This is a genomic window from Pseudoalteromonas sp. T1lg10 (assembly GCF_002964545.1).
In the GTDB taxonomy this organism is placed as follows: domain Bacteria; phylum Pseudomonadota; class Gammaproteobacteria; order Enterobacterales; family Alteromonadaceae; genus Pseudoalteromonas.
Genome location: NZ_PQBV01000018.1, coordinates 313,740 through 334,518, shown reverse-complemented (window position 1 = coordinate 334,518; position 20,779 = coordinate 313,740). Strand labels below are relative to the sequence as shown.

The window sequence follows — 20,779 nt, the reverse complement described above, 5'->3', positions numbered from 1 at the left end:
TATCCTTATAACTTTGTTTGGTGTGAGAGCTCTGGGTCAACCACAATGCGGCCCACCATGGCGGTGCGCCCTAGCAACATACGAAACTTCATGGTGTCGCGGTTGGTCAGTGTTGCTTCCATAGGCCATTGTTGGCCATCAATACTCAATAAAGTTTCAATCACATAACGCATTTCGCTATGGCCGCCAGAATCGGTGACGGTACGCTCATCCTTTACTTTAGCTTGGCACTGAATTTCGGTTTCGACATCCTCTTGATTGGGATGCACCCAAAAACGCACCCACTTTTCGCCATCCTGCATATAAGGTTCAACCTTAAATGCGTGAATACAAGAGGTGCGAGCACCGGTATCTACTTTAGCTTTGATCTGTTCGATCCCTAACTCGGGCAACGCAACCCACTCGCGCCAACCTACTAATATTCTGTTTTCCATAATGGCTACCGGTTCAGTGCTCCGACTAGGAGCAAGTTGTTAAAGATCCGCTTTATACGGTAATTCACTTCAATTGACAGTGAAATTATTTACTCGCGTCGATTAATATAATTGATTGACCTATATAAACTTGTAGTCAAGGATAGAAGAAAATAGCAACAACAAAAAGCGAATTTCCCCATGAGTGCATTAATCCATGCCTTAGTACTCGACGGCCAAGGCGGCGTTAGCAAAGAACTGACCAATATAGACCAAGTCAGCGCCTGGCAACGTAGCGACGGATTACTGTGGCTGCATCTCGACTATTGCTTTGATGAAGCCAAAGACTACCTTAACTGCATTAATTTAAGTGATTTTGCCTATCAATCATTACTGGCCGATGAAACCCGCCCGCGCATGGTAGCCGACGACCAGGGTACCCTGATGTTTTTGCGCGGCGTTAACCTGAACCCGGCACAAACTCCGGACGATATGGTGTCTATTCGCCTTTATGTCAGCGAGCAGGTGATTGTCTCCACCCGCCACCGTCGCCTGCTTTCGGTCAGCGCCCTGGCGGATTCGTTGCGTGCCGGCCAGGGACCCAAGGACGCCTCTTCGCTTATTTGCCAACTGAGCGAAAACCTGACTTCACGGATGCAGGACGTTATCGACGAACTTGAAGACAAGCTCGACCAGTTTGAGGAGCAGGTAGATGGCAGCAACAAGCCCCATGATCATAATGCACTCTCCCAGGTGCGCAGACAGACCATAGGCTTAAAGCGCTATATCCGCCCGCAAAAAGACGCCCTGCGCGCCCTGCTAACGCAGCAGCCAAGCTGGCTCCAAGACGAGGATTGCTCGCGCCTCAGCGAAACCATTAACCATCTGGTGCGCTATTTAGAAGAGCTGGATATGAATATTGAGCGCGCACAAATTATTCAACAAGAGGTTTCCAGTTTGGTTTCCGATCAGTTAAATAAGCGCATGTATGTGATGTCAGTGGTGGCGGCGCTGTTCTTGCCCTTGGGCTTTTTGACCGGCCTGCTGGGGGTCAATATAGGCGGCATACCGGGCACAGAGTCCGATGCGGCTTTTGCCATTTTCGTCATTGCCCTGGTCGCCCTGACCGCCTTGATTGCCGTTTATTTTAAGCTAAAGAAATGGCTTTGATCTGATCAAGACGCACACTTTCGTGGTTGCTAAAGTGCAGCCACTCGCCCTGGCCGCTGATGATTCCTACGTCTTCGGCCTGAGCACAAAACTGCTCACCGCTGTGCAAAGTTACCGCCACCTTATTATGACGCATGCAAAAAATCTCGATCAGGTCATGCTGCTCGCAGGAAATAGGCGTATAGCTCATAGCCTTCTCCTCCCATTAATCAAATAACTCATCTCTATATAGCCTAACCCCCCTGCTTTTTACAGCCCGACCTTGGCGGCGACAAGAAAAAGGGGCTCATTGAGCCCCAGACTATTGCTGTTCGTTTATTAAAAACGGTAGGTGATATTACCGTAGATAAAGCGCCCATCCAGGCTGTACGGGGCAAAAGGCGTATACGGGAAGATCTGATTAAAATCAGACTGGCCGACATTATCCACCGTGGCCTGCGGATATTGGTCGAACAGGTTATTGGCGCCTAAAGCCAGCTTCCAATTGGCATCAGGGTGATAAGCCACTTCCAGGTCGGTCAGCCATTTCGCATCCAGATATTCGTCGCGCTCCGGCTGTGAGGAAATATCCGCTACCTCACCGTAGCGAGTGAGGCGTAAAGTGGTTTGCCACTGGCCCAGGTTCCAAATCGCTGCCAGGTTTAATTTGCTGTCCGGGGTGCCCTCTTCAAAGCGGCCGATTTCACGGCGGGCAAACAGCTGATAGCTCTCGCCCAGTGAGTCCAGCTCTTGCGGATTGTCTTTAACGGATGTGACTTCGGTGTCGTTAAAGTTCGCCGCCGCGCTTAAACGCATATCGCCCCAGCTTGCCAAATCAAGCTGATAAGTAGCGACTATATCCACGCCCTGGGTGCGCGAGTCTATGGCATTGGTGAAATAGCGCACACTCTCAACATTGGCTTCGCCTGCGGCCGCTAGGATAGCAGCCACTTCGTCGCCTTCGAGGTTTTCCGAAAGCACGATGCGATCGTCGATATCGATGCGGTAGGCATCCAGGGTCAGGCTAAAGGCACCACGGTTATAGATAAAGCCGGCGGTGATATTGACCGACTCTTCAGCTTCCAAAGGCTCGGCGCCCAGAGCTTGTGCCGCGGCGGTATCGGCGGGGAACAAACCGACTTCAAACGGCTTGTTATTCTCCAGCACGGTAGAGATCTGGCGATATGAGCTTTGTGCCAAAGATGGTGCACGGAAACCGCTGCTGATGGCACCGCGCAGGCTCAGGTTGTCGCTAACGCTATAACGGCTTGCCAGTTTCGCAGTAAAGGTGCTGCCAAAGTCGCTGTAATCTTCCAAACGACCGGCCAAAACCATATTCCAATCATCGCTTAGATAGGTATCGAATTCCGCAAACAAGGCCATATTGTAGCGACTTTCATCGGTCACGCTGGCAGGGCTAAAACCAGGCAGAACCTGAGCACCACCGGCTCCGAGCGGAGCACCATTGCTGTCAACAGCGGTAATGTAAGAGGCCTCTTCGCCTTGCTCGATTTTATAGCCTTCACGACGGTACTCGGCACCGATAGTGAAAAACACATCATCATTTAGACCCAAATCAAGCACGGTGCTGGCATCGGCGTTAACCAACCATTGGTCATACACCAGGGCGCCGTTATCGAACTCACGCGGGCTATTAATACCCAGCGAGGTATTAAGGCTATTGCTGACGCCGAAGGCAAAGTCGTTGCGACCATAGTTGCTGCTGATATCCCAGCTCCAGTCGCCGCTTTCCCCTTCCAGCCCAAGGGCCAGGGCATAGTCTTTCACTTGGGTATCGATTTGTGGCAAGAAACCATCGGGGTAAAGCTCAGTCACATTGCGGTTATCCTTGGCGCGGCGATAAAATCCGCCCGAGTTACCCTCACGCTCCGAGTAGCTGCCAAAGGCATATAAGCTGTAGCCCTGGTCTAACTCATAGCCGCTATTGATAAACAAAGCGACATCTTCAAGCGCTGCCTTGCCGAAGCGGTGGTTATATCTGTCTATGGTAAATTCACGCGGGTCCAGACTGCCATCCTCAAGACGGGCATACTGCTCGCGGGGATCGAAACCAGAGCGCAGGGTCGGCTCATGGTCGCGGTACTCTAAAGCGATATTCACAAAGCCATCATCCCCTAAGGCCAAGCCGGTGTTGGCACTAAAGGTGCGATTGGTGCCATCGTTAATGCGGCGGTCGTCGCCGGTTACAAAGGCCAGGTTGCCATTATTATCGGCATAGGCACTTTCAAGCTGCGGCACACCAGCCATTTGCGTATCATATTCACCGTAGGTAGCGCTGATGCTGCCGCCTTCATCGGCGTCCTTCAGCACTATATTGATCACCCCGGCTATGGCATCCGAGCCATATTGAGCGGCGGCGCCGTCGCGTAACACTTCAACACGCTTAATGGCGGCAACTGGGATCATATTCAAATCCACCGCGGTCGAGCCACGGCCTACAACACCGCCCAGGCTTAATAAGGCCCCGGCATGACGACGCTTACCATTGACCAGTACCAGGGTATGATCCGGTGCCAAACCACGTAATACAGCGGGGCGGGCATGATCTGTACCATCGGATAAGGTGGCACTGGGGTAGTTAAAACTCGGCACCTGAGTGGCCAAAACCTGACTGATCTCCAACTGACCCGTGCTGGTCATATCATTACTGGTGATCACATCCACAGGCACTGTACTCTCGCCCAGGCTACGTAGGCTGCGGCGAGTACCAGTCACGGCAATCACTTCCATATCCTGCTCTGCCGCATTGCCGTTTGGTGCCGTAGCAGCAAGACTTGGCGCACTGCCCAATGCCGATGCGATAGCCAGGCTTAAAGCCAGCTTATTGGTTGTAAAAGTCATGAGAACCCCTCGAATACTGGAATGTGCTAGTAAAAAAGGGGGCAATCATACGTAGCCGTTTCGGTAACAGCAAATAGCAAAATAAGCTAACTTATTCACCTAAACAAGCACTTAACAACACCCTGTTTCAGACGTAAACAAAGTGCTAAAAAGGCGCTATAAACATGCAATAAAAAACAGTTTGAGTTTGTTTTTTGGGCAGTTTTAATACGCTTGAAAGTTCAATATCTTGCGTCGTCATGCCACAAGACCAGGAGTTAGCGCTAAGCAAATATCCGAGCAAGCACATACATAGGAACCAAGGTAAAAAATCAGAAGGTATAAAGACAAGTAATAATGGCGCTCTCGGCAGGGATCGAACCTGCAACTTGGCCTCCGGAGGGCCACGTGATATCCATTTCACCACGAGAGCTTTACCAATTCACTTAAATAGCTAATCATTCTAGCGGGCTAAATATCTGCTTACATACTTAACAGAATTGGCATTAGTCAGCACAGGGGATTGCGCCAACTGCGCCTATAGTAATGGCATCCCTTGGGAAATACCAGCCCTCGCGAATCGGATGGCGATAATTTATTCAGTAGCAAAGTTACACCCGCCTGGTCCATAGGCGCAGGCTTCAGACTCAAATAGCTGGATTGCCCAGCTTGACTTCACCCCGCCGCCTTTTTGCTAAAAACCCACTGCCAAAAAGCGCGTGCAATAGTCACTATTGCCAATAAAACAACAAGTTAATTATGCAGAACAGGCTGGTTTTAAGCATTTTTATGCTCCTAGCCTGGCAAGCTACAAAAAAACAACAAAATAACCACAATATATTGACTATAAAAATCTATAATTTGAATTTTAATTCTATATAATTGCATTAAAATTCAAATTATCTTTATTTACGAGTTAAAAAGCCCGCTTACATGTCAGATGGCAAGATCCCCTTTTAACATGCAAGCCCTGCTTTTATAGCAATATCACGCAAAAAAATAGCGATTATTTTTGCACAAAAATGCACAAAACTCGGCAAATAAAGAATAAAAAGGCACGATAGCTGAATATTAATTTTCGTCCCTATTTTAGAGGGTTGTTTAATTATTGTTAACGTGCTTTTTATTAATGGCAAATTACATTGCTATATCAAGATCACAGGGTAATACAACATGGGTAAATTTAAGCCAACACTACTGGCTACGGCCATTGCCGGCTGCTTATGTGGCCACGCCAACGCCGAGCAAGCCAATAGCGAAATCAAACAAGAAAAGGCATTGGAAGTCATTCAAATTACCGCGACTCGTCGCAGCGGTTCGGCGCAAGAAGCGCCGCTTAACATCACCGCCATGGATGCCGATGTGATGAAAGATCAGAATATAGCCCAGCTCGAAGACGTGGCGCGCTGGGTACCAGGCCTGACCATTACCGATCAGGGCGGACGTGAAGGCTCGCCTATCATAGTGCGCGGCTTAAACACCAACTCGTCGGAGCGTGCCTCCGACAGCGGCACAGTGGCCACCTATTTGGGTGAAATCCCTCTTAATATCAATTTACGCCTTACCGATGTGGAGCGCGTCGAAGTCCTGATCGGCCCACAAGGCACACTTTACGGTGCCGGAACTTTGGGCGGCGCCATTCGTTATATGCTTAAGGCACCAGTGCTGGATATCACCGAAGGGCAAATTAGCGGCGACCTGTTTACCCTGTCACAAAGCGATGGCACCGGCGGCGAAGCGGGTTTTGTATTTAACACCCCTCTCATAGAGGATGAACTGGCTCTGCGCGCCAGCGTGAATTATTACCACAACCCGGGTTATATGGATTACAACTTCGTAGTGCGCGAGCCTGGCGTGTCTCTGCCCGACCCAGATTGGAACAATGCCGACGAGGTTAAGGCCAACCTTAAGCAGGTTGAAGATGCCAATGATGAAGACATCACCACGGCGCGCCTGTCCTTACGTTGGGCTCCAAATGAAGTCTTCGAGGGCACCCTGAACTACTTCTATCAAAAGCAGGAACACGGCGGCAACTCGCTCACCCAGTACGGCAGCATCAGCCCGGATAACCCCATTCACGATCTAGTCGGCAAATACGACTCTGCCTATCGTGTTGAAGAGCCCAATGAGCAAGAAGATGAATTGCTTAGTCTGGAGCTCAAAGCCGATTTGGGCTTTGCCGAGCTGGTTTCGGCCTCAGGCTGGTCTAGCTATGAGCAAGAAGGTCAGCGCGATCAGACCGATCTGCTTTACGATATCTGGACCGGCTACGCCAACTTCCCTGCCTTTGTCGATTACACCAAGGACACCAGTGAGCAAGACAGCTTTACCCAGGAGCTGCGCCTGGTATCCAGCCACGACGGCCCGTGGAACTGGATTGTTGGCGCTTACTACAACAAGTTTGAAAGCAAGTCGGACGACAGAGAATATGCTCCTGGCTTCGATAACTTCGACTATGGCAGCGATATTCCCAATATCGAACCGGACCTGGAATACATAGCTATTTTTGAGTCAGATACCACGGAAAAGCCCTGTTTGGCGAAGTAGGTTATGCCTTTAACGATCAGTTCAACATCACCTTGGGCGCACGTTTTTACGAGTATGAAATCGACTCTAAATCAGGTTCGGCAACGCCCCTGTATGATGCCTGGGATGATGTTTTCTATGCCTCACGAGCGGATGTTGAGCTAGAGCCAAGCAGCGCCGAAGATGACGGCAGCCTGTTTAAGTTCAACGCCAACTACACCTTCGACAACGGCTTGGTCACCTACTTCACCATTAGTGAAGGCTTCCGCATCGGTGGCAGTAATGGCCTGGAGTCGTGCCCTGAGCAGCTACCGGAACAGCAAATCGTCTGTGCCCTGCCCAACGAAATGGCCTACAAGCCAGACACCACCACCAACTATGAGCTGGGCATTAAATCAACCTGGCTACGTAATAAGCTGCACTTCAATGCGGCGCTGTTTAGCGTTGACTGGGACGATGCGCAAATTCAGTCGACCACGGTCAATGGTCAGGAGATTATCACCACCAACGCCGGCTCGGCACGCTCTCAGGGTATTGAGTTATCTACCCGCGCTATTTTGGGCGATAACTGGACCCTCTATGCGACCTACGCCTATGCCCAGGCCGAGCTGACTGAAGATGCGCCCATGTTGTTTGATGTATATGAGCCAGACCAGGCTTATTACGACGGCGCCGATGGCGACCGCCTGCCAGGCTCGCCTGAGCATCAAGCATCTTTAGGGGTCAGCTATGAAAATGAAGTATTTGGCGACAAGTTGTTAAACATCAACTATGGCCTGACCGCACAAAGCGATGTCTATACCAAGGTGGGCCTTAAGGCCGATGGCGAAGTGCTGCCGGGCTATGCTCTTAGCAACCTATCCGCGAAAATCTCCGGAGATATGTGGTCGGCTACCCTGTATGTGGACAACCTGTTCGACAAGTATGCCTTTACCTCGACTCGTCGTGATAAATCCTGGGCGGGCATGGCACGTTATGAAGACCAAAACCACGCCTTGCCAGAGTTGCAGCGGGTGTATGGTCACTACATCACCACGCCACGCACCATAGGCATGAAGTTTACCTATAACTTCGAGCTGTAATACACTAAGGGGCAACCAAGGTTGCCCCTTTTTTTATTTATATGACCCATTCCACTTTGCGCCAACATATTCAACAACTGCTGCGCCAGCAAGCCTTGCCTCAAGCCCATGGTGAACTGGTAAAACGCTTGCAGCACAATCCAAAGGATCACCTTGCCTGGTCACTGATGGCCGAGGTAAACGCCCAAGCTGGTGACCTAACGAAGGCGGTTAAACTCCTGGATAAGGCGCTGGAGTTATCAAAACAACCGGAAGATGTGCTTAACCGAGGCAAGTTTTTATACCTGCTTGGGCGCAGCGGTGAATGCTTGCAAACTCTGCAAGCCCTAGATAAAAACTCACTCACCGAGGCCGGGCAACTGGATACCCTGGCTAACCTCTATTCTCGTCTCGGCGATTATCACAGCGCCCATATCTACCATCTGCGCGCTGCGGCCCGGGCACCGGATAACGCAGATATCCTGGTTAACGCCGCCATTAGCCATAATATTATGGCCGCTAACAACAAAGCCAAGGAACTCTTGCAAAGAGCGCTGCAGATCGCCCCCAATCACTATCGCGCTCATTATGCCCTGGCCGAGCAAAGCAGCACGGCCGAAGCGCAGGCGCATATAAAACAGCTCACCGCCCTGCTGGCACAAGAGCAAAATGCCATAGCCCGTCAACATCTGTTCCATGCCAAAGCCCTAGAGCATGAACAACTTGGGGAATATGACGAGGCCTTTATCGCCTTTTCAAACAGCAAGGAGGCGGTGGCTAGGAATATTCATTTTGATGCCGCTAAGCACAGCGCCTTTTGCCAGCAGTTGATCTCGACACCACCTCAGCTTATCTCGCAACGGGATAATGATGCTGAAGCAGTATTTGTAGCCGGCATGCCGCGCTCAGGCACCACCTTAGTAGCTCAGTTACTGTGCCAAAGTCCACACTTGGCGCCCTTAGGTGAGTTGCAGGATTTACCTCAGGCGGTAAAACGCATAAGCGGGCAAAGTAGTACCGCCATTGTGACTCCCGAGGTCATAAGCCAAGCGAGCAAAGGGGATCTGGCCGCCTTGGCACAGGATTATTTGAGCCGTTATACGGGCTTAAAGGGGGATACAGAGCGGGGCTGCGATAAACTGCCGTTTAACTTTTACTATATCGACTTTATCGTCCACGCCCTGCCAAAGGTGAAGATAGTGCTTATGCTGCGCGCCAAAGAAGACACTTGCATCGCCAACTTTCGCCAGGCCTATCAAGTGCATAGCCCGTTTCACCATTATTCCTTTAAGCTTACCCACATCGCCACATTCTATGACGATTATGAGCGCTTAGCGCGGCACTTTGCCGCTAAGTATCCGAATAATGTGATTTTACAGAGCTATGAAGACTTGGTAAGCGAAGGTGAGCGGGCGCTGCGCCACTTATATGACTTTTGCCACTTGCCCTGGCAGGATGACTGCTTAGAGTTTTATACCAGGCCTGATGCCTGTGCCACCGCCAGTAAATTGCAAATTCGCCGCCCACTGAACAAGGCTTCCATTGATTTTTGGCGTCACTATCAAACACAATATGAAGCCTTAGTAGATACGCTTTAAGCCAGTAGCGTATCTAGGCTCAACTTAGCGTCGTCAATCCGGTGCTGCACCTGATGGCGTGCGTACCAAAAATAATTTAAGGCCGCCACCAGCTTTTGCATGGCCTTAAACTTTTGCCAGTTTCCTTGCAACTCAAGGGCGCTAAAGTACTGGCTGAACAGCCACTCTTGCTGCTCCACTGAGAGCTTAAAGCTCAGGGTCAACATGGCCAGATCGAAGTAGCGGTCACCATGCTGGGCATATTCAAAATCTATGCACTGCCATTGTCCACGGTGGCTGATAATGTTCTCTTTGATCAGGTCGTTATGACAGAAGCAGTAATCCTCGCTTGTAGCCTGTGTCAAGGATACCACCTCCTGCAACGCCTGAGCATAAGGGTGATAATAAGGTTCACTGGCATAACCGGCCAGCTCATCATGCAAATCCAGTGCTGCGCCACTGCTTGGCAAAGCGTGAATCTGGGTCAAGCGTAACAGGGCTTGCTCACCATCGAAATCACTCGGCATCTGCCCTGGCGCATAAGCGAAAATGGCACAGCGATGACCCTTGTCCACATAAACAGGCGCCGGACACACACCCAGCTGCGCCAGGGTACGCTGGGCGTCGATGGCGGCATCGGGTACCTGCCTGCCATAGAGCTTTACCAGCCAGGTGCCCTGCTCGGTATCAACCCGGTAATTCTCGTTGCTCACCCCTTGCGGCAAAAAGGTAATTTGCTCAATCACCGCATCGGCTTGAAATGCCGTGACCAAGGCATGGATACGACCCACCGACTCAGGCATAGGCCGGCACTCCTTGTTCCTTCTGCTGATATTGCTGGCGCCAACGCAGGTAGCCGGCAATCGCCATAAAGGTATAAAACACAAATAAAACCACGGTCGGATAATAGCCCTTGGCCAAATACAAGTAGATGGAAACGGCATCGATCACCACCCAATAAAGCCAGTTTTCCAACACTTTTTTTGCCACAAAGTAAGTGGTTAACACCGCAAAACAGGTGGTTAAACTGTCGAGATAGGCATAATCGGCACGCGTGTAATTATCCATTACATAGCCTATGCATACGGCGATAAGCGCGGTCGCAATAATCAGCCAGGCATGGGTGCTCAGGCGATAACTGACAATGCCCTGACTCTCGCTGCGCTCCTTGCCATAGCGCCATGCCCACCAGCCATAAATAGCCATACCCATATAATAAAAATGCAGCAGGGATTCCATCAACAAGGCGCCCTGCCAATACATCAGGGTGTAGATCAGGGTACTGAAAAAGGCCGCCGGCCAGCACCACAGGCTTTCGCGCATGGCCAACAATAAATAGGCCACGGAAAGCGCAACCGCCGCATATTCCCAGCCGGACATGGCGGCAAAGCCAGATAAGGTACTATTTAAGGCATCCATAAGGTGTTCCTAAAGGCGTTCCTAAGAGTTAGTCTTGAGGCGACAGATCGCCATGCAAAAACTTACAAACAAATATGGCCTTACCAAACTGCTCATAGGAGCGCTTGATCTCAGCGCTTAACACCGCCATCACGGTATCATAGTCGCCAAACACCTGAGTCGAGAGCGTATTGGTGATCACCTTAAGCTCTTTGTGTTCATTAAGACGGTCAATAAAGTCTTTAATAAAGGGGATATAGTCTTGATGAAGCGGGTACTTACTGATTTCAACGGTCAGTTTCATGGGCATGTCACTAGTAATAAAGAATGCCGCTATTGTAACCTGAACCCGAGCGTTGCCAAAATTTCGCCGTGACTTTTATCCTCCCCCACTGTTCGCAAGTTATCGCATGAGCTAGGTTCACTCATTCCAGGCAATAAAAAAGCCCCTAACTAGGGGCTTTTTTCCTTGCTGCGCTCAGGCAGCTAATTGGCAGAGAAACCTTGTTTAGCCGCGAACTCGACGTACGCCGAACAGGGCCAGCAGTGACATCAGCATAAAGATGCCGGTGCTACCGCCAGAAGATTTCTTAACTTCAGGCTCTGGAGTCACAGTTACAGGGTACTCACAGCTGCCGTCATCGGTATCTGCGCTACCATCGTAGTTGCTTGCTGTCGCATCAGTACAGCCATAGACTGGCTCTGGTTCTGGTTCTGGTTCTGGCTCAGGCTCTGGCTCAGGATACTGACAGCTACCATCATCGGTATTGGCATTTGCATCGTAGTTGGTTGCTGTCGCATCAGTACAACCATATTCGATGCCATCAGATGCAACGCTCAGCAGGAATGTCTGCGAAACGCTGTCGCTGGTGTTGGCCTTATCACGTACGGTTACCGTTACTTCTGTCTCACCGTAGAAGTTCGCGTTCGGGACAAGGTTGAACGACATGCCATTGATTTCAGCGCTGATGTTATCGCCGCTCACCAGAAGTTCATTTGGTGATTGGTCAGCATCAAGTACCACTACATCGATACCATCGATACGGCCGTTTTCTTCTACAGCCATATTCTCAAGGGCCGACATTTTCAGGTTGCCTTTGACCGCAATGGTATGAGTTAAGGTTTTCGCTTCGCTACCAAGCTCATAGGCTAAGGTGATCTCTTTATCGGTTCCCGCCGACTCTGGATTAACGGTCGCTTTGAAAGAGAATTCAACTTCACTTTGCTCAGGACCCACATAGTCGAAACAGATCACTAGGTCGTCTTTAAGCACCTTACCCAGGTCGTTGTAACCAATAACATTGTACAGTGAACCATCTTTAAAGCCGGCAGTAGACGAGTAAACACTGTCGCCGCCTTCGATCATGATCACACCCTCATCAACATTGGCGCCCAGGTTGTCATAGGCATAGATAACTTCAAACTTATCCTTGTGGTCATCGATACCGCTGCGCAGGATCACCTCGTAGTCATAGGTGTCACCTGTGTTCTTGTCGGTTACATTATCGAACTCCATAAACAACAGGTCACCTAGGTCAGGACGCTCTTCGGCATACTGTGATGCTATGGTTAGACCGGTAGGGTCGTAAGGGTCACGCTTGTTAGCGATTTCGAACGAACCACGCCAGAATGGCGCTAATGCTTCCATCAAGAAACCCGGACCACGGTGCTGGCTCATCATCCACCACAGCGGTGTAAACTGCATGGCACCGGTTGGGTGTAAACGCACTTCGTTGTTGTTAGCCTGATTGTAGACTTCAAACTTGGCGCCTTGCTTATAGAACAACCAGTCAATTGGTACATCAAAGTACACGTTAGAACCACCTTCATACCAAGGTGTGGTTGGCTGTAGACGGAACTCACCCTGAAGGTCGATGTAACCACCGGTAGAGAATTCGTCGATCATCGGCGTTTTACAGCTGGCATCGGTAATGTTGTTGGTCACTATGTAGTCACGCTTAACATTGCGGGTTGCCTGCTGTGTGCCTGCGATGGTCAGCTTGTTGCCTTCAACCTTGATCATCTCGGCAACTTGCTCGTTGTTCGAGGTCATGGTTTCAGACCAAAGCTGCATACCCTCAGGAAGAGTCAACTCAAAGTTGTAGTCACGCTCTTGCGACTCGTAGTTCGCCTTCAGTTTCACGTTCACATCAAGCACATCCATAGCGCGAGCGGCATCTTGGCTCACATTTAGGGTCAGTGCTTCACTGTCGTGGTTAAAGTTCAAAGAGGTAAAGCCAAGCGTGCCTTCGGCACCCGGCGCGTTGCCTAGGGCAAAACCACCGTAGTAAACATCACCCATTTGTGACTCAGGCAGATCCCAGTTAATGGCGATTTCATAGTTGCCATTGCCTGTGTGCTGCTCTGGCGCAGACACATCAAAGCCACCATTGTATTCATTGCCGATTACCGCATAGTGCGTTTTGGTGCGATATTCATAATCACGCGGCGCAGCTAAAGCAGCAGTAGCAAACCAGTACTGACCTGGCTCAGGGTCAATAATGTTACAGTAGTTGTCTTCAACACTGCTTGATGAGTAACAGATCATTTCCGCATTAAGTGCCTTGATCAGTGCTTGCGGATCATCTGCAATCTCTTCATCGCTGACCATGAAAGAACCACTGTTGTTGGCATCGAAACCAAGGATCAGGTGCGCTTTCTTAGTCTGCCAGCGTGGCTCAGCAACATCAGCTAAGTTAGAAGTTTGCTCCGTAGAGGCAACCTTCACCATTAGACGCTTAGTACCTTCAGGAACGGTAATGGACTGAATGTCCCAACCACGTTCAACGCGATCCTTAGTCACATAAGGACCTACACCTATTACGTCCGCCTCTATCGTGGTTGGCTTCACCAAACCATAATAGGTAGGCGTCAGCTGACTGTAGCTGTCGGTGTTAACAACAATAGACTCAGAAGCCTTATTGCGGGCCATATCGATATCCACGGCCAGCGGTAACTCATCCAGGGTATTTTTCGCTACCAGGGTGAAGTGTGCATCCGGCGACTGGCCATCCACATTGTTAAACACTACCTTGCCGTTAAACCAGATGTCTTTATTTAGGACATTTTCCCATGGCGCATCCGGCTCATCTGGCTCTACCTTGTGCTCAATGATGTTTGGCAACTTCATGGTTACCATGACATCTTGAGTTTCACCGGCTTTCAATGTGAAGCTGCTTGGTGATACTTCCACTTCAACGCCTGCGCTTTGGTCTTCACCTTGCACGCCCCAGCCAAAGCCGCTGGCCTGCCATGAGCCATCTTTGGTGGCTTTAACGGTACGCATCCATGAACATTCAAGTTCACAGTCTTGATTAACCAAAGAAGGCAGGTTTAACCATTCAACCAAACCGCCATTGCGCGGGTTCGCATCTTGGTAGTTTTCAATGGTCTCATCCATCACCAGACCGGCATTGGCTGCCTGCGCTACATCAATCGCGCCGCCACCGGCCATAAAGTTGTAGTAAGGGTCGATAATTGCGTAACCATTAAAGATTTTCACCTTATTGGCCGTCATCATCAAGGCCGACTGGATCTCTGCCGGTGTCCATGTTGGGTGCATCTGCATCAACAAGGTCATGGCGCCGGTTACATGCGGAGTCGCCATTGAGGTACCGCTCATAAAGGTCCAATCCGAAGCGGTCGGGTTGGCGGTAAATGGCTGGTCATCGGCATTGGCCGCATAAATATCAACGCCCGGTGCGGTTACATCCGGTACCAGGTTATTGATATAACGACTTGGACCCATAGAACTGAAGATAGCCAGTTCATTGCCCTTCTCAGGGTCAAACTCGTAGGTATTCACCGGCTCACCTATGGTGGCGATCGCTTCGCCTGCCGGGTTGGCATTAACCCAGTTACGAATGGCAAAGCGGGCTTGAGAAGACAGGTGGATCCCCGGAATAACATAGTTATCGGCCACCACATTATCGCCATAATTGGTATTTTGCAGGATAAAACCACCAGCGCCGCCAGCCGCCACGTTTTCGGCCTTTGCCACACGGGCAATATCACCGCGCTCACAGACAACGATTTGATCTGAGGTAAAGGTTCCCGCAGGGAAAGGTACGTTACAGCTGGCTGCGGTATAGGCATCGTCCGGGTTTGGATCTGCAAAGTTTTCCGCTAATACCACAGGACCTGTGATACTGCCCGAGTAGCTCTTACCCGCATACTCGCCGCTAAAAGGAGCGCGAACACCCTGGAAGTTGTTGATAACCTTGTCACCCAATGACATAACACGGTCATGAGTTGAGGCTCCTACTGTGGTTACCCAAGGAGAGGTATGATCCGCAGACATGTAATAAGGCCCCGAGTTACCTGCAGCTGCGGCAACCGAGATACCCGCCTTACGCGCGCTTAAGAAGGCCAATTCCATGGGATCTTCCCAAGGGAAGGACTCACCGCCACCGATTGAGAAGTTAATGGTGTCTACACCATCGGCAATGGCATCTTCAAAGGCAGATAGAATCGCGGATTCTGGACAGCCGGCATAGGGGTCACCAGAACCACCCGGCCAACATACCTGATAAGAGATGATATGGGCACGAGGCGCAACACCGCTGGTCTTTTCAAACGTAAAAGGCAGGTCGATACCATCGCTGGTCACTGAACCGTCTACGGTTTGCAATGGCGTATCCAATAGCTCATTACCCGCTGTGGTGCTGGCGGTGTGAGAGCCGTGGCCATTGTAGTCTTCGCCGTTTTCTGGACGACGATTTTTAGAACCAAATATATAATCGCTGTTGGCTACTGTGACCTCAGGGTAAGAGCGCACACCGATCAGCTTATCGTTACACAACTCTGGTGATTCAACACAGTCACCGATGAAGTTACCGGCACCAAATGGGTTGGTCTTAGCATATTCTTCGTCACTAGCGAAGGCGATGTGATCGGTATTGATGCCGGTATCAATAATACCCACAACCATGCCTTCACCCTTAACGCTGAGTGATGAGGCCGGAACCTGTCCCTGCCAGAGTTTATCGGCACCGATAAATTCTGGGCCACGATCGGTACGCAGCTCGAAAATACGGTTTTCGGTAATACGCTTAACGCCGCTTTGCTTGGCCAGGACCATGGCATCTTCTTGCGTCATATTGACTATCATGGCGTTGTTAGCCAGCGTCAATTGCTGCTTCATTTCGATATTGGCGCCATGCGCTTGGGCGCGGCTAAGCACCTTGTTTTGCTGGTCTTGCAAATAACGACGGTAGCTTTTCACCTCAGGTGAACGCACGTTCAACGTTGAGCGACCCACCATGGTACGAGTGGTTGTCAGGGCCGTGGCCTCAAGACCTTGTATATCGCCTTGGTAGTTAACCACGGCATCGTTTTGTAGCTGTACTATGTAGGTACGCTTGCCGGTCACCCCTTCTTTAGGTGTGAAGACATTCTTAGGTGAATTATCCTGATAATGTCTATTAAGCTGACCCACAGAACCAAATAGGGTTTGCGCTTCTTTCGATTCTTTGTAATTTGCTAGGTCTTCAGCTGTGAATACCGGGGTGTAAAAAGAGCCCGCAGGCGCTTTTTCAAAGCCCGGCTGTGCGGACGCGGCTCCCCCGGCCACGTACATAGCGGTTAGCATCGCAATGGTACTTTTGCGCCCAACCCCTTTATATTTCTATTCTTGTTGGACATGTTGTATTCCTTGATGAAAATTTTTCGCGCATATTGCGCTAGCGCAGTAGGGTACGTTGCGCCGAACAAAGAAAACAATATGTAAACAGGGTGCTAAAAGCGCTAAGAGTAAGTTACACCCAAACCGCTACTCTACATGCCTTACCATATAAGGCCTTAGAGCAAATGTACCAAAGTGTGCAATAAGGTAGCATTTTGTACTCATGCAGTTTATCGCAACAATAAATCAACTTTTGTAAGTATCAGATTCACATTCTTAGGCGCAACTTTGGGGAATTATGATCAATTATGGCAATTGCGGCTTCGTTCATCCCAAGGCTAGCAAATCAGGGTATAGTGTTAACAAAATCACCTTGTTAGCCGTAAGTTAGCCCTAAGATGAAACGAATAGCCATTATTGAAGACGAAGCCGCGATCCGCGATAACTATGTAGAAATGCTGCAAGGGCAAGGCTATGAAGTGCAAGGTTTCGCCGACAGGCCCAGTGCCGAGCTAGCACTGAGCGAGCGTTTGCCGGATTTGGCCATAGTTGATATCGGCTTGGGCAACGAAATCGATGGCGGCTTTATGCTGTGCCAAAGCTTACGGGCCCGCTCACAAACCCTGCCAATTATTTTTCTGACCGCTCGCGACAGTGAAATAGATACAGTATGTGGGCTGCGTATGGGTGCCGATGATTATCTTACCAAGGACATCAGCATGGCTCATTTGGCGGCGCGTATCGCTGCGCTGTTTCGCCGCGTTGAAGCGCAAGGCTTACCAAGTGAACAAGAGGACACCCTGGTACAAGACAAGCTGGAGCTGAACCTAAAGCGTTTGCGCGCCAACTGGCTGGGTGAGGCGGTGGATTTGACCGTGACCGAGTTTTGGATGGTGCATTCACTGGCTAAGCGTCCGGGGCATGTAAAAAGCCGGGATGAACTGATGAGCGATGCCAAAATTTACGTTGACGACAGTACAATCACCTCCCATGTAAAACGCATTCGTCGCAAGTTCCAGGCGCTCGATGCCCAGTTCGATTGCATCGACACCGTATATGGCATGGGTTATCGCTGGGAAAGCAAATAGATGGCGCGCTTTGGGCTTGGGCTGCGCAGCAAGGTGGTCTTGCTGTCCTGCTTTTTACTTGTGCTGCCCTGGCTTGGTTACGAATATGTGTGGGAAATGGAAAAGTATCTGCGTCAGGGTCAAGAAAAAACCCTGGTCGGTACCACAAGAGCGCTGGCCACAGCCCTGCATGAACGCCCCGCTTTATTTGAAAATGCCAGTGAATTTACCGCCAAGGTAGAAAAGGGTCGCGACCTTTACGCCTACCAGATCAACAATGCCATCCGCCTCGATGGCGAGCTTGGTGACTGGGCTCCCTATCAAAGCCTGATGTGGCAATACCAGGGTAACTACCTGCAAACTCCAAACCCGGATCATGATGATAGCGACCTGTCATTCGCACACATGGTCGGCAAATATGGCCAGCACCTGTATGCGGTGTTCGCAGTACAGGATAACCAGGTTCGTCTGCGCCCAAAAAATGCCCTTAGTCTGGAGCGCAACGATCATTTAAAAATCGCCATTAAGTCTCCCAATGGCGAGCTAAAAAATTACATAATTGCCACCCGCGAAGACGGCTGGGTAAATGCCTTTAGCCTTCCCGAATTGACTCCCTATAAGGATATTCAGGGCTATTTTCGCCAGACCGAGCAAGGCTATAACATAGAACTGCGTATGCCCCTGTCCATGCTTGGCAACAAGCTCGGCTTTGCCATCAGCGATTGGGACACGGGCGAGCAAGAGCGTCATTTAATGGCCACCTCTAATATTACCGATGCCAATACACTTGGCACTGTGCTGCTGCCCTCACCGGAGATTAAACGCATTATCAAGGGCATGGGCCACAGCGGCAGCCGTATCTGGGTGGTGGATAAACATCACAGGGTACTGGCGCAATCAGGCACCATTCAACATGCTGACGGAGTCTGGGCCAGCTCCTTACAGGAGCAGGATAAGGAAGGCATGTGGCGGCGTTTCGAGCAGCGTTTTTTGCACCCGCTCTATTACCAAATTCTGACCAAGCCACCCAGTGACTTTCTCGATATTTTGCATGATGTGGCGGCGCTGCAAGGCAGTCATATTGCCAGTGCCTTACGCGGTGAGCCGGCCTCGAACTGGCGCCTGACGCCAGACAGCAAAGCGGTGATCCTCTCCGCCGCCTACCCCATTTGGAGTAATGAGCAGGTGCTGGGCGCTGTTATCGCCGAAGAAACCACCAATGGCGTGCGCACTCTGCGCAACAAGGCGCTGGAAAAGCTCTTTAATGTGATTATTGCGGTGATGCTGGTGGGCACCATCTCATTGTTTTTCTTTGCCTCGCGCATTTCCTCACGTATTCGCCGCTTACGCGACAGTGCCGAGCAGGCCATTGATGAACAGGGCCGAGTACGGGCGCAACTGAGCGTGAGTAACGACAGTGACGAAATAGGCGACCTCTCGCGCAGCTTCGCTAATATAGTTAATCGCCTTGGCGGCTATACCCATTATCTGGAAAATATGTCGTCGCGCCTTTCTCACGAATTGCGAACGCCGGTGGCCGTGGTACGCAGCTCGCTGGAAAATCTGCAATTGATCGCCCACGAACCGCAGCAACAAAAATACCTGACCCGGGCTCAAGAAGGGGTCGCCCGCTTGAATAAGCTTATCACCACCATGAGCGAGGCGACTCGGTTGGAACAGAGCATTAATACCTCGGCGCGGGAGCATTATGATCTCACCCAGGTGCTGCAAGGCTGTATGCAGGGCTATCAGTTGGCTTATCCACAGGCACGCTTTGCCCTGGATATCACCCAAGAGGCGCTTCCTGTGCAAGGGGCCGCCGACTTTTTCGCGCAGTTGCTTGATAAGCTGATCAACAACGCCCTGGAATTTGCTGAGCCTGAGAGTGAAATATTGGTCACCTTGGCACGAGAAAACAACCAAGCTCAACTCAGCATTAGCAATCTAGGGCCATCGCTACCCAAGGACATAGGTAAACATATTTTCGACTCCATGGTGTCGGTGCGCGCTCAGGATAAGCAGCAACAGCCGCATCTGGGTTTGGGCCTGTATATCGCTCGTCTGATTGTTGATTTTCATCACGGCCAGATACGCGCCAGCAACCGCGAAGATGGTCGCGGTGTGACCATCCTTGTTGATATACCCTTGTCCTGATTCAAAATCGATTAATTAAAGAGCATCTAGCCTGCGTAATAAGTTGGTAATTACTTACACAGTTAGAGGTTCAAGGCTAGATACTATGACCGCAAAAACTGGATATAGTAGGGCGCTGTTTCGCGAGCAAGATGACAGCAGCGCAACAAGGATAAAGCTTGAATCACGAGACCAGGCTTAATTACAATAGCTGCCTTTATCCTCACGTGAAATCACTTGTGAAAAAACATCAGGCAAAAAAAGAGCTCGCCCTGCTACCCATTTTATTTATCGCCATCGCCTTGTGTGTCGGCGGGCATTTCGTTTTACAACCTAACTATCAAGATAGCAATTTGGTGGAATATTCCTTGGCGGCCCTGCCATTTGCCTTATTCGCCTTGGTGATCCTCGCCATCCGCATCGCAATCAAGCAAGAAGAAAACGACGACTAAGCTTCAAAGCCACGCCCTAAAGCACATGGTAGCCAAACCAGTCCGGATGCATGGCTTGCGCCTGGTTGCTGGGAGTAAGATGGATATGATACTGGGCATCGATCAGATCCAGGGCAAAGCAGTCATCCACCTCATGTAAATCGTCTTTATGCTGATGACTCATGCCGGTAAGTAAACCCTGCTTCACCCGTTGTTTGGCCTGCTCGGCGCTGGTCGCCACGGTCAAAGTAAAAGCATGTTGTTCGACAAGTTGATCGGCACGATAGGCGCCTAAATTAACGAAATAGAGGCGTTCACTGCGCTGTTGCGGCGCATCACCCAGGCTCACCGCATAGCCGTCGATATGGTGCACCGCCATATAACTGTCCATATGCACGCTGTTTTTATTGCCCACCCATTGGGCTTTAAGCTTGCCGTAACAATCTTCAATACGCTCACCAACGACAAAGCGCACATCGTGCATTTCAATATGACAGCCTTCAATGCGACCGCCCAGGTAAACCATAAATAATTGCATCACTCACTCCTTTGGCCTTGTG

Annotated in this window: 13 protein-coding genes, 1 tRNA gene and 1 pseudogene; 6 read left to right on the top strand and 9 right to left on the bottom strand. The window is 50.4% G+C overall.

Annotated elements, in window-relative coordinates; all coding sequences use genetic code 11:
* Positions 1-5 precede the first annotated feature (5 nt).
* Positions 6-434, bottom strand: coding sequence for an ATP-dependent zinc protease family protein (locus tag C2M17_RS07785; RefSeq protein ID WP_105200257.1), 429 nt, complete (start codon positions 432-434; stop codon positions 6-8).
* 180 nt (positions 435-614) lie between these two features.
* Here C2M17_RS07785 and C2M17_RS07780 point away from each other — a divergent pair, with 180 nt between their 5' ends.
* The gene (locus tag C2M17_RS07780) at positions 615-1,583 is read left to right on the top strand and encodes a zinc transporter ZntB (RefSeq protein WP_105200256.1); all 969 of its coding nucleotides are present in this window, start codon (positions 615-617) and stop codon (positions 1,581-1,583) included.
* Here C2M17_RS07780 and C2M17_RS07775 read toward each other — a convergent pair.
* The 3 genes from C2M17_RS07775 to C2M17_RS07765 all read right to left on the bottom strand — a co-directional run bounded on the left by C2M17_RS07775 (position 1,561) and on the right by C2M17_RS07765 (position 4,836).
* Positions 1,561-1,773, bottom strand: coding sequence for a Rho-binding antiterminator (locus tag C2M17_RS07775; protein ID WP_105200255.1), 213 nt, complete (start codon positions 1,771-1,773; stop codon positions 1,561-1,563). The two genes, C2M17_RS07780 and C2M17_RS07775, sit on opposite strands and share 23 nt — an antisense overlap.
* A 128-nt stretch (positions 1,774-1,901) precedes the next feature.
* Entirely contained in the window at positions 1,902-4,424 is a 2,523-nt protein-coding gene (locus C2M17_RS07770; protein ID WP_105200254.1) for a TonB-dependent receptor plug domain-containing protein, read from the bottom strand.
* Positions 4,425-4,761: 337 nt separating this feature from the next.
* Positions 4,762-4,836: transfer RNA gene (locus C2M17_RS07765), tRNA-Arg, on the bottom strand.
* A 740-nt stretch (positions 4,837-5,576) separates the two neighbouring features.
* Between C2M17_RS07765 and C2M17_RS07760 the strand changes: the two are divergent.
* Positions 5,577-8,011, top strand: a pseudogene (locus C2M17_RS07760) (TonB-dependent receptor).
* 41 nt (positions 8,012-8,052) lie between these two features.
* Positions 8,053-9,588, top strand: a complete 1,536-nt coding sequence (locus C2M17_RS07755; protein WP_105200253.1) for a tetratricopeptide repeat-containing sulfotransferase family protein — start codon at positions 8,053-8,055, stop codon at positions 9,586-9,588.
* Here the strand turns inward: C2M17_RS07755 and C2M17_RS07750 are convergent.
* The 4 genes from C2M17_RS07750 to C2M17_RS07735 all read right to left on the bottom strand — a co-directional run bounded on the left by C2M17_RS07750 (position 9,585) and on the right by C2M17_RS07735 (position 16,555).
* Positions 9,585-10,370: a phosphotransferase gene (locus C2M17_RS07750; protein WP_105200252.1), complete on the bottom strand. Its 786-nt coding sequence runs from the start codon at positions 10,368-10,370 to the stop codon at positions 9,585-9,587. The two genes, C2M17_RS07755 and C2M17_RS07750, sit on opposite strands and share 4 nt — an antisense overlap.
* Positions 10,363-10,986: a nicotinamide riboside transporter PnuC gene (gene pnuC / locus C2M17_RS07745; protein WP_105200251.1), complete on the bottom strand. Its 624-nt coding sequence runs from the start codon at positions 10,984-10,986 to the stop codon at positions 10,363-10,365. The genes C2M17_RS07750 and pnuC overlap by 8 nt, the downstream gene beginning before the upstream one ends.
* A 28-nt stretch (positions 10,987-11,014) precedes the next feature.
* Positions 11,015-11,269, bottom strand: coding sequence for a YkoF family thiamine/hydroxymethylpyrimidine-binding protein (locus C2M17_RS07740; protein WP_105188085.1), 255 nt, complete (start codon positions 11,267-11,269; stop codon positions 11,015-11,017).
* A 204-nt stretch (positions 11,270-11,473) separates the two neighbouring features.
* Positions 11,474-16,555 (bottom strand): S8 family serine peptidase, encoded by a 5,082-nt coding sequence (locus C2M17_RS07735; protein ID WP_105200250.1) that lies wholly within the window; start codon positions 16,553-16,555, stop codon positions 11,474-11,476.
* A 431-nt stretch (positions 16,556-16,986) separates the two neighbouring features.
* Between C2M17_RS07735 and pdsR the strand changes: the two genes are divergently transcribed.
* From pdsR to C2M17_RS07720, 3 genes are all read left to right on the top strand, one after another.
* Positions 16,987-17,676, top strand: a complete 690-nt coding sequence (gene pdsR / locus C2M17_RS07730) for a proteobacterial dedicated sortase system response regulator (protein WP_105200249.1) — start codon at positions 16,987-16,989, stop codon at positions 17,674-17,676.
* Complete coding sequence (gene pdsS, locus C2M17_RS07725; protein WP_105200248.1) at positions 17,677-19,809, top strand: proteobacterial dedicated sortase system histidine kinase; 2,133 nt, start codon at positions 17,677-17,679, stop codon at positions 19,807-19,809.
* Positions 19,810-20,027: 218 nt separating this feature from the next.
* A complete protein-coding gene (locus tag C2M17_RS07720; protein ID WP_105200311.1) occupies positions 20,028-20,240 on the top strand; it encodes a hypothetical protein in 213 nt (70 codons plus the stop codon).
* Between the two features lie 16 nt (positions 20,241-20,256).
* Here the strand turns inward: C2M17_RS07720 and C2M17_RS07715 are convergent, their stop codons facing one another.
* Positions 20,257-20,757 carry a DUF1543 domain-containing protein gene (locus C2M17_RS07715; RefSeq protein WP_105200247.1) on the bottom strand — a complete coding sequence of 167 codons (501 nt, stop codon included), beginning with the start codon at positions 20,755-20,757 and terminating at the stop codon, positions 20,257-20,259.
* Positions 20,758-20,779: the final 22 nt, after the last annotated feature.